Origin of the sequence: Pectobacterium aroidearum (assembly GCF_015689195.1) — a bacterium.
Lineage (GTDB): Bacteria > Pseudomonadota > Gammaproteobacteria > Enterobacterales > Enterobacteriaceae > Pectobacterium > Pectobacterium aroidearum.
Genome location: NZ_CP065044.1, coordinates 4,392,228 through 4,404,838, shown reverse-complemented (window position 1 = coordinate 4,404,838; position 12,611 = coordinate 4,392,228). Strand labels below are relative to the sequence as shown.

General features: G+C 53.0%; 11 protein-coding genes. 9 read left to right on the top strand and 2 right to left on the bottom strand.

The window, feature by feature from the left end; all coding sequences use genetic code 11:
* Nucleotides 1-232: 232 nt before the first annotated feature.
* The gene (rhaT, locus tag I2D83_RS19615) at nucleotides 233-1,267 is read right to left on the bottom strand and encodes an L-rhamnose/proton symporter RhaT (RefSeq protein ID WP_205947160.1); all 1,035 of its coding nucleotides are present in this window, start codon (nucleotides 1,265-1,267) and stop codon (nucleotides 233-235) included.
* Between the two features lie 327 nt (nucleotides 1,268-1,594).
* On the opposite strand from rhaT, the gene I2D83_RS19610 reads away from it, so the two are divergent.
* Nucleotides 1,595-2,101, top strand: coding sequence for a TIGR00645 family protein (locus tag I2D83_RS19610; protein ID WP_181845058.1), 507 nt, complete (start codon nucleotides 1,595-1,597; stop codon nucleotides 2,099-2,101).
* A 208-nt stretch (nucleotides 2,102-2,309) separates the two neighbouring features.
* Here I2D83_RS19610 and I2D83_RS19605 read toward each other — a convergent pair whose 3' ends face one another.
* Nucleotides 2,310-3,215, bottom strand: a complete 906-nt coding sequence (locus I2D83_RS19605; RefSeq protein ID WP_181845059.1) for a LysR family transcriptional regulator — start codon at nucleotides 3,213-3,215, stop codon at nucleotides 2,310-2,312.
* Nucleotides 3,216-3,373: 158 nt separating this feature from the next.
* Here I2D83_RS19605 and I2D83_RS19600 point away from each other — a divergent pair, with 158 nt between their 5' ends.
* The 8 genes from I2D83_RS19600 (at nucleotide 3,374) to I2D83_RS19565 (ending at nucleotide 12,570) form a co-directional block, all read left to right on the top strand.
* Nucleotides 3,374-4,441, top strand: a complete 1,068-nt coding sequence (locus I2D83_RS19600; protein ID WP_181845060.1) for an alkene reductase — start codon at nucleotides 3,374-3,376, stop codon at nucleotides 4,439-4,441.
* Nucleotides 4,442-4,445: 4 nt separating this feature from the next.
* Nucleotides 4,446-4,958 (top strand): nuclear transport factor 2 family protein, encoded by a 513-nt coding sequence (locus I2D83_RS19595; RefSeq protein ID WP_181845061.1) that lies wholly within the window; start codon nucleotides 4,446-4,448, stop codon nucleotides 4,956-4,958.
* Between the two features lie 56 nt (nucleotides 4,959-5,014).
* A complete protein-coding gene (locus tag I2D83_RS19590) occupies nucleotides 5,015-6,199 on the top strand; it encodes an aldo/keto reductase (RefSeq protein ID WP_205947159.1) in 1,185 nt (394 codons plus the stop codon).
* A 198-nt stretch (nucleotides 6,200-6,397) separates the two neighbouring features.
* Nucleotides 6,398-7,435, top strand: a complete 1,038-nt coding sequence (locus I2D83_RS19585) for an NADP-dependent oxidoreductase (protein WP_194431521.1) — start codon at nucleotides 6,398-6,400, stop codon at nucleotides 7,433-7,435.
* Nucleotides 7,436-7,522: 87 nt separating this feature from the next.
* Nucleotides 7,523-8,347 (top strand): helix-turn-helix domain-containing protein, encoded by an 825-nt coding sequence (locus I2D83_RS19580; protein ID WP_205947158.1) that lies wholly within the window; start codon nucleotides 7,523-7,525, stop codon nucleotides 8,345-8,347.
* 199 nt (nucleotides 8,348-8,546) lie between these two features.
* Nucleotides 8,547-9,917 (top strand): aspartate aminotransferase family protein, encoded by a 1,371-nt coding sequence (locus tag I2D83_RS19575; RefSeq protein WP_180778887.1) that lies wholly within the window; start codon nucleotides 8,547-8,549, stop codon nucleotides 9,915-9,917.
* Between the two features lie 10 nt (nucleotides 9,918-9,927).
* Nucleotides 9,928-11,082 carry an iron-containing alcohol dehydrogenase gene (locus tag I2D83_RS19570; RefSeq protein ID WP_205947157.1) on the top strand — a complete coding sequence of 385 codons (1,155 nt, stop codon included), beginning with the start codon at nucleotides 9,928-9,930 and terminating at the stop codon, nucleotides 11,080-11,082.
* An 84-nt stretch (nucleotides 11,083-11,166) separates the two neighbouring features.
* On the top strand, nucleotides 11,167-12,570 hold the full coding sequence (locus I2D83_RS19565; RefSeq protein WP_205947156.1) for an APC family permease: 1,404 nt from the start codon (nucleotides 11,167-11,169) through the stop codon (nucleotides 12,568-12,570).
* Nucleotides 12,571-12,611: the final 41 nt, after the last annotated feature.

Below are 12,611 nucleotides of genomic sequence, written 5' to 3'. Positions count from 1 at the left end.
AGATAATGTGAAATATTGCGATGCTTATTATTTTAGTGTTGCGCTATTAATTATCGGAAAATACGTTAGCGGTGAAATAAATTAGCCGTAAACATTGAAATCTATCCAACGCCTTGAGGTTCTCTCAGGGCGTTTTCATTTCTCTGACCATAAAACGCCTCGGTATGAGCAAGGCTATTTAGCATCGCATTCGGTAATCGCTCAGTGAGCACCGAACGCGATGCTAAGGCGCTTATGCGGCCATGCCTAACCCGACAATATTCGCCGCCAGAATAATCACCACGCAGCCCAATACCAGCATGCGCACGGGCTTCTGACCCACGGCTTTCCATTCTTTAAACAGTAAGCCGACGATGCCACCGCACAGCACGTAGAAGCTCATGTGCAGCATCCAACTGATATAGGTGTAATCGGCCGGAATGTTGGCGTGCCCCCAGGCATAGAAGAAGAACTGTAAATACCACATGACGCCGCCCAGAATGGCGAAGAGCGCATTGGCAATCAGTAACGGTTTGGCCTGTGCCAGATCGGCTTTTAATGAAATGCCTTTGCAGGTAGCCAAACGGGTGAAACAGAAGCCCAGATTCACGACGGCACCGCCGCCCATAATCACCACGTAGCTTGGGAGGGCGACATACAGTGCATTGATCCCCTGCGCCTGTGCGGCGGCGTGCATGGGTTTTGCGGCGTCCATCGCAAAGGACATGCCTGCGGAGAAAATGCCGCACATCACAGCCAGAATCAGCCCTTTTTTCAGGTTGAATTCCTCGGCACGAATGCCGAGTGCACGCTCTTTCAGTAAACCCGCGTAGCTAACAATCGCAATGCCTATGACCGCGACCAGCACGCCCAGTAGCGTCATGCGGCCGCCTGCCGAGCCAAACAGAACCGAGAACTTACCTTGCAGGACGGGCGTCATCAGCGTGCCGATAATCAGCGTTACGCCGATGGCGATCCCGATGCCCATCGACATGCCAAGGTAACGCATCGTCAGGCCATAGTTGATATTGCCGATGCCCCACATGGCGCCGAAGAGAAAGATGGGGAGTAGGGTCGCCATATCGAACGAACCGTAATAGCGCCAAAAATCAGGAAGTAGCCACCAGCTGATGCACCATGGCAGGATAATCCACGAGAAAAATCCGCCGAGTGACCACATGGTTTCCCACGACCAGTTTTTGACCTGCTTAAACGGCGCATAAAAACATGCCGCGCTGGCCGCGCCGATGAAGTGCCAGAAAATACCAAGAAGAATAGGATTGCTCATGCGTAACCCCTTTTTTTTACTTTGTAGTAAGCCTGTAGTCGGCTCTGAATGTAGAGTGCGGTGTATGAGTGTTGCCAGACCTGCTGGCGCTAAACAGTGTAGGAAGGTGAAAAAATGCGCACCTTCCGATGCGTGCCACGAGGGGAAGAGGGGCGGCATCGGTTTGAAGGTTGATACAGGCAAGATCACAAAATGTGGAATTGATCTCTGAAGGCGTGATAAGGCAGAGCATTCTGTAAATACCGCATTCTGTTCAAGAATTGATTAACACCGCAGCAGAACTTTTCGCTATTATTCCCCTCTTTTTCCACCTGCATATAGTGAGTTATGGAACGTTTTATTGAGAATCTGATGTATACCTCGCGCTGGCTGCTTGCCCCTGTTTATCTCGGGCTATCGCTGGGCTTACTGGCGCTGGCGATCAAGTTTTTCCAGGAGGTGTTCCACGTTCTGCCTAATATCTTTGATATAGCGGAAGCGGATTTGGTATTGGTGTTGTTGTCACTGATCGATATGACGCTGGTTGGCGGACTGCTGGTGATGGTGATGTTGTCCGGCTATGAAAATTTTGTGTCGGCATTAGATATCACCGATGGCAGAGAAAAATTGAACTGGCTCGGTAAGATGGACTCCGGCTCGCTGAAAAATAAAGTGGCTGCCTCGATTGTCGCGATCTCGTCGATCCATCTGCTGCGTGTGTTCATGGATGCCCGTAATATCCCAGATAACAAGCTGATGTGGTATGTGATTATCCATTTGACGTTTGTGCTGTCTGCGCTCGTCATGGGCTATCTGGATCGCATGTCACGTTACGAAAAAAGTAAAACAGCATAATTACCGGTGAAAAACTCGACGGGAGCGCCTTTAACGTCGTGTTGATAGGGGCGAATCTCCCGTGCGTATTCCACTGTGTCGATGTGTTGCTGACTCCCACTGCCATCGGTTGCCGATGCCCCGAAGCCTGTCTTGGCCTGCAGTAATGGCCGTAACGTTCGTCAATGCGCGGTTGGTGCCGAATGCGGAGGCATAGCGACGAGCATTTTCAGGGAAGAGTCAGGTCGATGTTGCCTAATATTTCTACCAGAGTATCAAATACTAGCCGCACTCTGGCAGGAACCGGGCCTGCTTGTGGGCGATAAACATGGAGAGGCCAGGGATTTGGCATATCGTCACTAAGCATTGCAACAAGACGACCACTACGTAGATAGGGGGTCGCGATGATCCCTGATAATTGCCCTATACCCATACCTGACAAGACTGCTGCACACTCCGCTTCCAGATCGTCAACGACGATGACGGGGCGCGATGGCGACAGAAGGCGATCTTGGCTGAATAACCAGGGCCATGTGCGCCCGGTACGACGATCAAGTAACGCGGTAGTCGGTAGCTTTTCCAGCTCATCAATATGCTTTGGTGTTCCTATGCGGGCAAGTAACGCAGGCGTCGCCGCCACATAAAAAGGTACTTTTTTTACGGCTTTAGCGATCCAGCGATTATCACGCAGCGGGCCCAGACGTATGCCGATGTCAATTTGTTGATTGACGGTATCAGCCCATTCCTCCGATAGGCGAAAATCAAGGAATAAACCTGGAAAGTCCGCTAATCGTTGGCTCAATGTGGACATCACAACGTCACGAATAAGAAAAGGGGGAGCCGTGATTTTTACTACACCGACATATTCAGATAACTGCCGACGATTAGGATGCTGAAATAGACCCTCTACGTTTGATATCGCCTGCTGAGCCGGGATAACGAATCTTTCGCCAAAGTTTGTTAATTGCACACCTCGGGTATTGCGGTGGAAGAGCACTTCTCCAAGCTCGTCTTCCAGACATTGAATACCCCGTGTAACCACTTGTGCAGAGACGCCGAGTTTTTTTGCCGCATCACGAAAATTATGGCTCGCGGCTGCGGCAGTAAAAATGCGCAGTACTTCCAGACGGTTCATATTTATGCCTCTTTCATCATCAACATTATTCCTTAATTTGGAATAATGAAATCCAAATATATCAATTTACGGAATACCTACAAGGACGCCACTATTTATTGCACGAAAAGGAAAACGATCTTTTTTACTCGACACACTTTACGAACAGGTAAACGCTGATGACCGATCTTTTCACGCCATTGCCCATGGGGGCCTTTACGGCAGATAACCGAATTTTTATGGCACCATTAACCCGTTGCCGTACTGAACCAGACCACGTACCTGGGGTATTGATGGCCCAGCATTATGCTCAACGAGCCAGTGCAGGCCTGCTGATCGCAGAGGCTACGATGATCAGTGCCGGGCATTCCGCGTTTTGGCACGAACCGGGCATCTATTCCGAAGCGCAAATCGCGGGCTGGCGTTCTGTCACGGACGCAGTGCATCAACATGGGGGGCGCATTTTTCTGCAAATTTGGCATGGGGGAAGAGCTACGCACCCTGCGCTAAATGAGGGTAACCCGCCCATCGGGCCGAGCGCGATTGCGATACAGGGAGAAGTGCATACGCCGGAAGGCAAGCTGCCTTATGTTGTTCCACGCGAATTGGCGGATAGTGAAATACCTGCGGTGGTTAGTGCATTTGTACAGGCGGCCCATCATGCAAAACAAGCCGGTTTTGATGGCGTCGAAATTCATGGTGCGAATGGTTTTCTACTTGACCAGTTTTTGCGTAGTGGCAGTAACCAACGCCAGGGGAATTACGGCGGTAACCGCGAAAAGCGTGCTCGCTTACTATTTGAAGTGATCGATGCGGTAAGCGCGGTTTTGGGGAGCCAACGTGTTGGGCTGCGATTGTCACTGCTAAACGGTGTCAATGATATGCGTGATGAAGACCCTGTCGGCCTCAGCCGTTGGTTGGGTAAGCAACTGAGCGCTTATAAACTGGGATACCTGCATATGATGCGTGGCGACTTTCGCGGTGAGCAAACCGGAGATGTCATGACCCCGATGAGAGAGGCCTATGACGGAGTTCTCGTGGCGAATATGGGGTACTCCGTTCAGGAGGCTGCCGATTCTGTCAGCAGTGGTTTGGTGGATGCCGTGGCGTTCGGTAAGGCTTTCTTAGCGAATCCTGATTTGCCTGCCCGTATCAAGCAAGGTGCTGAACTCAATACTCCCGATGTCGCTACCTTTTATGGTGGTGATGCCCGAGGTTATAACGATTACCCATCAATCACAGGATAAATGAATGATAAAAATGGCGTTATTGACCGTGGCACTGGCGACGGGCCTGATGTCTGCGGGTGTACAAGCACAGACTCCACAGCATGTTGCCAGTAACTCGGAAAGGCTATTCACTAGCCCTGATCCTGTATTGAATGCGAATAAGCAAGTCGTTTATAGGATTCTTCGGGATTTGTTGGAGGCGGGGCATTGGGACAAGGCGGATGAGCTCCTCTCTGAGGCGTATTTGCAACACAACCCAAATGCGCAGAGTGGTCGTGCTGCTGTCGTTGATTATTTTACCAAAGTCCTCAAGGTCAAACCTCGCCCGCTCCCCGAGCGGCTTAATATGAAAGTCATTGCAGTACTTGCCGAAGGGGATTTAGTAACGGTGCTTTATCCTCGGACGGTTAGCGATCCTAACGCGCCGGGCGGTTCCTATAAGACCACTTGGTACGACACATGGCGGATCCGGGATGGCAAGGCGGTTGAGCACTGGGATCCTGCATTACTCAATGAGGCACCCGATTTACGTTAAGAAAGGCTAAATGATGGGAATATTTCGCGGCTAACACAACATGAGAGGTATCGGAGATGGAGCGCAGAGAGTTTCTGAGATTAGCGGCTGGTGGGGCTGCCCTTGTTGCCACGGGTTCAGTATTAGCACAATCGGGTCAAGCACTGGGTGACGTAGCGAGCTTTAAGCCTGAAACCATACAAGGAAGCGTACTCCCTACTCGGGGTAAAATCACCAAAACATCGTTACCCCTCAATGCTGCTGACCAAAGTGTTCGTTACCGAACGCCAGTTCGTTTCGGCATGGGGGGGACACAGATTGGTAATATTTTTGCGCCGATCAGCGATGCGCAAGCTCAGGCGACGTTGCAGGCTGCCTGGGATGGCGGGGTTCGTTACTACGATACGTCGCCTTTCTATGGGCATGGCCTTTCAGAACATAGACTCGGTGCATTTCTGCGCGATAAACCGCGCGATCAGTACCTTATCTCGACTAAAGTCGGGCGGGTATTCCATCCCAGTCGGGAAGCATTGCCAGCATCGTTGTGGGCGGACAAACTCAACTTTTCCTATGAGTATGATTACACCGCGGCAGGAACAAGACGCTCTATTGAAGATAGTCTCCAACGTTTGGGGCTCTCTAGTATTGATATCGTCTACATTCACGATCTCGGTCCAGAGAACACAGAACTCTCCCAGCCCTGGACAACCTCCTTCGACACCGCTCGCCTCGGTGCAATGGCCGAATTGGAGAAACTCCGTAAGGAAGGGGTGATAAAGGCCTGGGGTTTTGGCATTAATCGTCCCGATGCAGCTACGATGGCGGCGGCTTTAGAGGGGCCGACACCCGATATTGTACTGTTAGCCTGTCAGTACAGTATCATTGACCATGAAGATACACTGATGAAAACGTTCCCGATTTTGGCTAAAAAAGGGATTACCGTTACGGTTGGAACACCACTCAATGATGGATTCCTGGGCGGACGGAATCGTTATCATTTCAGTACACAATTGCCGCCAGGTGTCGTTGAGAAGCGCGCGCATTTGGCAAAAATTGCTGATCGGCATGGTGTGGATATCAGAACCGCTGCACTTCAGTTTGCCGCCGCGCCTTCTATTGTTTCTGCCATTATTCCTGGTGCCCGTGCTCCCGCACAGGTGAAAGCGAATATTCAATCAATGAAAGTGGGTATCCCGCAGGCATTCTGGGATGAGTTACGTGAGCAGAAGTTGATTTCTAGGGACGCCCCGATTCCCACATAAGGTATTCATTTTTAACCAGCTCGAAAGTCATTATCGTTGCCAATCCTTTTGAGCTGGTTTTTATCGATCGGATACAGGATGTTTTTATCGAACTGTATCAACACGATGTGCCGCACGGTTTGCGTAGCCAGAAGAAAGAACAGATCCTATTGTTAACGAAGTGATTTCATCAACGCGCTTTGTCTAATGGAGGATATTATGCCGCAAACCGATCGCATTAACCGCCGTGTGGTTTTGGCTCAACGCCCGCACGGCGCGCCGACACAAGAGAATTTTCGTCTGGAACAGCAGGCAGTCCCATCCGTAGATGCGGGGCAAGTGCTGTTGCGCTCCGTGTTTCTTTCCCTCGATCCTTATATGCGTGGCCGCATGAGCGACGCCCCTTCTTATGCTAAACCTGTCGAACTGAATGACGTGATGGTCGGTGGAACCATCAGCCGCGTGGTGGAGTCAAAACACCCCGATTATCAGGCAGGTGACTGGGTGTTGTCCTACAGCGGCTGGCAGGATTATGCGGTTTCTGACGGTAAAGGATTAACCAATCTGGGGCAGTCGCCGACCAATCCTTCCTACGCACTGGGCGTGCTGGGGATGCCGGGCTTCACCGCGTATATGGGGCTGACGGATATCGGCCAGCCGAAAGCGGGTGAAACCCTGGTGGTAGCCGCCGCGACTGGTCCGGTCGGCGCGACGGTTGGTCAGATCGGGAAATTGAAAGGCTGCCGCGTTGTTGGCGTAGCCGGCGGGGCGGAGAAATGTCGCTACGCGGTTGAGGTACTGGGGTTTGATGTTTGCCTTGACCACCGGGCGGATGATTTTGCCGAACAGTTGAAGCAGGCCTGCCCGCAGGGCATCGACATCTACTTTGAAAACGTCGGTGGGAAAGTCTTTGACGCCGTGCTGCCGTTGTTGAATACCTCAGCGCGTATTCCGGTGTGTGGATTAGTCTCTGGCTACAATGCCACTGGGCTGCCTGATGGCCCGGACCGCTTACCTCTGCTGGCGGGGACGATCCTGAAAAAGCGTATCCGCATGCAGGGATTCATCATTTTTGATGATTACGGGCATCGCTTCGAGGAGTTCTGGAAGGATGTGTCGCCGTGGGTGGCAGAAGGTAAGATCAAATATCGTGAAGAGATTGTCGACGGATTGGAAAACGCCCCCGACGCCTTCATTGGCCTGCTGCACGGTCGTAACTTTGGCAAATTAGTGGTCAGAATCGGGCCGGATGCGTAACGACAGACGCGCAATCGCGTTGGCGAAGAGCGAGTTGGCGTAAAAATTGCCTGATCCCCTGCGTCATCGTTGCGGGGGAGAAGGTCAATGCATCCTGATTCTGCGTCGTTTCGCGTACGGCCATTGCAGCCGTGGTTTGTCATCAACGCGGCGGAAGATTACCTGAAGAAAAGCGTCAGTCAGTCACCGATTGCCCATTTTTACAGTTTTACGGTCGATCGCGCCGAACCGATGACGCTTGCCGTGCCGGACGGCAGTGTCGATCTCTTGCTGCATTGCTGTCCTGAGGCACCCAGCGGGCGCGTTTGCGGCAGTACCGCATCGGCGCAGATTACCCGGCTGATGCCGGGAGAGCGCTATTTTGGCGTGCGCTTTATGCCGGGGATCATGCCGGCTTTTCTCGACCTGTCGCCGGGGGAATTGGCGGGGCAGGAGATCCCTTTTGATGAGGTCGCGCCCGATACGCCGCGTCTGCTGAGACGCTTGGTGAACACTCATGACTTTAACGAACAGGTCAGCCTGTTTCTGCACTATTTTTCCTACTGGACGACCCGCTCGGCACCGACGCTTTTACTGCAAATCATCGACCTGATTATGGCGCACGACGGTAAAATCAGGGTGGATGAGCTGGAGCGGAAGACGCTCTATTCCGCGCGTTATATTCATCGTCTATTTCATGATAATTGCGGAATGTCGCCCAAAACATTCTGCCGTACGATTCGTTTCCAGCGGGCGCTCGCGCTACTCAATCAGGGCAATATCGACAGTCTGACCATGCTGGCGCAGCACCTTGAATATGCCGATCAGTCACATTTTTTTCGTGAATTCAAAGCATTTTCCTCCTGCTCGCCGCAGCACTATCTGGCTCGACTACAGGCTGTGCGCTACCAATATCGTATTCGCCAATGCTGAACCCATCGCTGGTGAGATTCACACGGTGGCACAGTTCACCCCGTGCCGCTTTTTTTGGGGCAGACTGCACCAAAAAGACGCTATCGCTGCACTGTGGCGTGTGCCGATTTATTCTATTTTCCCCGCATTGCCCCTTGCTATAAACGCTTCACACCGTGCGTTATCGCACATTTATCTAGTGAAGATTGTGAGGTTTTTTATGGCACAGGCAAAAGACATCGTACCGGGTTTTTACACCATTGATGACGCGATCGCACTGGATGGCGAAACGACTCGCGCGCTGCAATTAACCCACCTGAACCGCATGCGCTCTTTGGATGGTCATGCCAAATATTTTGTTCGGGCGGAAGGCAGCACCTTCATCGATGACAAAGGTGAAAAGCATCTGGATATGATTGGCGCTGTCGGGGTGGTGACGGTCGGTAATAACAATGAGTTTGTGTGGTCCTGTTTGCAGAAATGTTTCGATAACCGCCTCTTCATGATGGGCGCGATTTCCTATCACAACGTGGCGGCGGCGCTGGCGCACAACATGGCGCTGCTCTCGCCACAGGGAAAATTGACCAAGATGGGGACGGCGACCGGAGGCGCGGAGGCGATCGAAGGGATGATCAAACTGGTCAAGCTTGGTACCCGACATAAAACACATAAGACCCACCTGCTGGCGACGCTTGGTGCCTTTCACGGTAAGACGTCTGGCGCGGTGTCGCTTGGCGGCAAGGATAAGTGGCGGGCGGGGCAGCAGCCGACATTAGGCAATATCGATCATGTTGCCTACGGCTCGGTCACGGAGCTGGAAAATGCGCTGGCGACAGGAAAATACAAGGCGTTCGTGGTGGAACCGATTCAGGGGGAAGGCGGCATTATCGTGCCTCCGGCGGGTTACCTGAAAACGGCTCGCGAGCTGTGCGATCGTTATGACACGCTGCTGGTGCTGGACGAGATTCAGTGTGGCGCGGCGCGTACCGGTAAGTTCTGGTGTTGTGAACATGATGACGTAGTGCCGGATTGCATTGTATTCGCCAAAGGTTTATCCGGCGGGCTGGTGCCGTTTGGCGGTTATCTGTGTACGGAAAGCTTGTATGAAGCGGCATATGGCACCATCGAAACCTGCTATCACCACACGGCCACCTATCAGGAAAATACCCTGAGTGCAGCAGCGGCGCTGGGTTCCTTGCAGTTCATCATCGAACACGATCTGTGTGGCATGGCGGAACGTAAAGGCGCGTTAATGATGCAGCGACTCTATGACATTCAGGCTCGTCATCCACAGGTGATCAAAGAAGTGCGCGGCAAAGGGCTGATGATTGGCATTGAGTTTGGTCGTTTGCCGGAGACGCTGCATGCCAGCATGGGGGAATACTATTCGGCGGCGATCGCCGGTCTGCTGGTAGAGAAATGGCGTATTCAGGTGAATTTCACCATCAATAATCTGGCGGTATTCCGCTTCCTGCCTCCGCTGACGATTAGCGAAGAAGAGCTCGATTATGCACTGAACGCGTTTGAATCTGCCCTGAACAGCGTGGTTGAACAGGTTGAGCAGGCCAATACGTCAGTCATGACGGCGTGAGGAGGCAGCGATGACATTTATCTATTCGCAGCCGGTAAAACTTTGTATCGGCAGAGGGGAAGTTGCCCGAGTGGGCGAAGAAGTGGCGATGTTGGGGAGCCGCGTGCTGCTGGTGACGGGAAAAACCAGCTGTCGCCAAACTGGGTTACTGACGCGTCTGACTGACCTGCTGACGCAGAGAGGCGTGCGCTGGGTGTTATTCGACAGTATTGAAGCAAACCCCCTTACCACGACGGTGGATGACGGTGCGGCCCTGGCGCGCGAGCAGCAGTGTGATGTGGTGCTTGGCGTGGGGGGCGGCAGCGTAATGGACGCCGCCAAAGGCATCGCCTTTATGGCATGCCATTCGGGGAAACTGCTGGACTGCCTGTCGCAACCTCCGGCACCTGCTGCGACGTTGCCGCTGGTGTTGGTGACGACGACGGCGGGGACGGGGAGTGAAGGCAACTGTGTCGCCGTCTTCACCAATCCTGAAACCCATGACAAACCCGCCTTTTTCTCACCGGCGCTGTACGCCCGAACAGCGATTGTCGATCCGACGCTGATGGTCACGCAATCATCCCGTATGGTGGCGGCGACGGGTTTCGACGCGCTCAGCCATAACATCGAAGCGCGGGTTGGCAAGTTCTGTAATCCGATGACGGAAATCATGGCTGAACGCGCGATTCGACTGTTGACCACGTATCTACCGCGAGTTTGTCGGGATGTGACCGATCTGGACGCCTGGGATCAGGTGTGTTGGGCGAATACGCTTGGCGGAATGGCGATTGGGATGTCGGCCTGTGGCTTGCCGCATGCGATGGAACATCCGTTGAGTGGGTTATACAACATCACACACGGTGAGGGGCTGGCGGCGCTGTATCCCACCTTGATGCGTTTTTCCTGTGTGGAAAATATCGCCGGCTTTGCTGCGGTGACGTGCGCAATGAGCGATAGCGTGACGCATCTTGATGAATCTGAACGCGCTAGCCACAGCGTCTATCTGGTACAGCGTTTTCTGGAAAACATCGGATTGACGTTTACGCTGCGCGATCTGGGTGTGCGTGAGCAGGACATTCCCTGGCTGGCGGACAACTGCGTGCAGACGATGGGGGTGAGCCTGGAACAGAATCCGCGCTGGGCATCACGGCAGGACATCGAAGCGCTGTATCGCACCTGCCTGTAAGGTGCTGTGGCAGCAAGGGATTTACCATCGACCCGATTGCGCGACATCACGCTATCTGGTTCGTTTTGTGTATCCGGGGGCAAGATGAATACTCATCAATTGAAAAAGAACAGCCTGGGGCTGTGGTCGTTGGTCTTCTTTGTTGTGGCTGCTGCCTCGCCGTTGACCGGTGTGGTAGGCGGTCTGCCCGTTGCGATCTCCGCTGGCAACGGGGCGGGAATCCCAGCGGTGTACCTGATGGCTGGCGGTATACTGCTGATTTTCTCTTTTGGCTATATCGCCATGAGCCGCTATGTGACTAACGCCGGCGCATTTTATAGCTACATCACGCTGGGATTGGGGCGCCGCGCGGGCTTTAGCGCCTTATCCGTCGCGCTGCTGGCCTATTTTGCCATTCAGATCGCGGTGGTTGCGATGTTTGGCTTCTTCAGCAGCATGTATTTACAAGAACATCTTGGTATTGAACTGCCGTGGTGGGGCTACAGCGTAGCGATGCTGTTGCTGATGTGTCTGTTGGGCATTGAGAGTGTGGAGGTCGGCGGACGCGTACTCGGCGTACTGATGCTGATGGAAGTGGGCATCATGCTGGTGGTCGATATTGCGGTACTGCTGTCGCATGATACGCCACCGCTCACGCTAGAGGCGTTTTCGCCCAGTGTGATTAATCAAGGTAGCATTGGCATTGCGCTGATTTTCAGTATCGCTGCGTTTATCGGATTTGAATCCACGGCGATCTACGGTGAAGAGTGCCGCAATCCTGAGAAAACGATTCCTCGTGCGACGCTGGCCGCAGTTATCTTGATTATGCTGTTCTTTGCCTTCACCAGTTGGATGATGGTGCAAGCCTATGGGGTGGGTCAGGTACAGCAGCAGGCGATCAACGATCCCGGACGCTTTATCTTAAACGTATCGACCGCACTGGTTGGGAAATGGTCTGAACAGATGATATCGCTGCTGTTGATCACGAGTCTGTTTGCTGCGGCTCAGGCGTTTCACAATAACATCTCTCGCTATCTGTTTAGCATCGGGCGTGACGGCGTGTTGTCGACCAAACTGGCGCAGGTGAGTGAAAATAAAGGGACGCCTTACGTGGCGAGTATCGTTCAAACGATCGTTGTGTTGGTCGTGCTGTGCGCGATGGTGGTAGCGGATCTCGATCCGATGATGCAGATCTTCGCGTTGGGATCGGCGATCGCGACGATGGCGATTCTGCTGCTTCAGGTCGGTGTATCGCTGGCGGTTATTCGTTTCTTCCAGCGTGAAACCCAGCATCCAGTTTCAGCATGGAGCCGTCTGTGGGCACCGATTATCTCGACGGTAGCGATGCTCTCGGCATTAATTATGGTCGTTAGAAACGTAGATGTTCTGAGCGGCTCATCATCCCAGATCGTTTCGCTGTTGCCCTGGGGCGTGTTTGGCATCGCCATCATGGGCTACCTGTCCGCCAGCCGCGTACGCATCCCGTCGCCGCAGGAAAATATGCCGTAAGTTAACGATGACCAACCGGGCTTATGAGGGGATATGAGTCC

Coding starts and splice junctions, on each gene's coding strand:
- rhaT (WP_205947160.1), bottom strand. CDS start 1,267: ATGAGCAATCCTATTCTTCTTGGTATTTTCTGGCACTTCATCGGCGCG.
- I2D83_RS19600 (WP_181845060.1), top strand. CDS start 3,374: ATGACCGATCTTTTCACGCCATTGCCCATGGGGGCCTTTACGGCAGAT.
- I2D83_RS19580 (WP_205947158.1), top strand. CDS start 7,523: ATGCATCCTGATTCTGCGTCGTTTCGCGTACGGCCATTGCAGCCGTGG.
- I2D83_RS19590 (WP_205947159.1), top strand. CDS start 5,015: ATGGAGCGCAGAGAGTTTCTGAGATTAGCGGCTGGTGGGGCTGCCCTT.
- I2D83_RS19595 (WP_181845061.1), top strand. CDS start 4,446: ATGATAAAAATGGCGTTATTGACCGTGGCACTGGCGACGGGCCTGATG.
- I2D83_RS19570 (WP_205947157.1), top strand. CDS start 9,928: ATGACATTTATCTATTCGCAGCCGGTAAAACTTTGTATCGGCAGAGGG.
- I2D83_RS19610 (WP_181845058.1), top strand. CDS start 1,595: ATGGAACGTTTTATTGAGAATCTGATGTATACCTCGCGCTGGCTGCTT.
- I2D83_RS19575 (WP_180778887.1), top strand. CDS start 8,547: ATGGCACAGGCAAAAGACATCGTACCGGGTTTTTACACCATTGATGAC.
- I2D83_RS19585 (WP_194431521.1), top strand. CDS start 6,398: ATGCCGCAAACCGATCGCATTAACCGCCGTGTGGTTTTGGCTCAACGC.
- I2D83_RS19565 (WP_205947156.1), top strand. CDS start 11,167: ATGAATACTCATCAATTGAAAAAGAACAGCCTGGGGCTGTGGTCGTTG.
- I2D83_RS19605 (WP_181845059.1), bottom strand. CDS start 3,215: ATGAACCGTCTGGAAGTACTGCGCATTTTTACTGCCGCAGCCGCGAGC.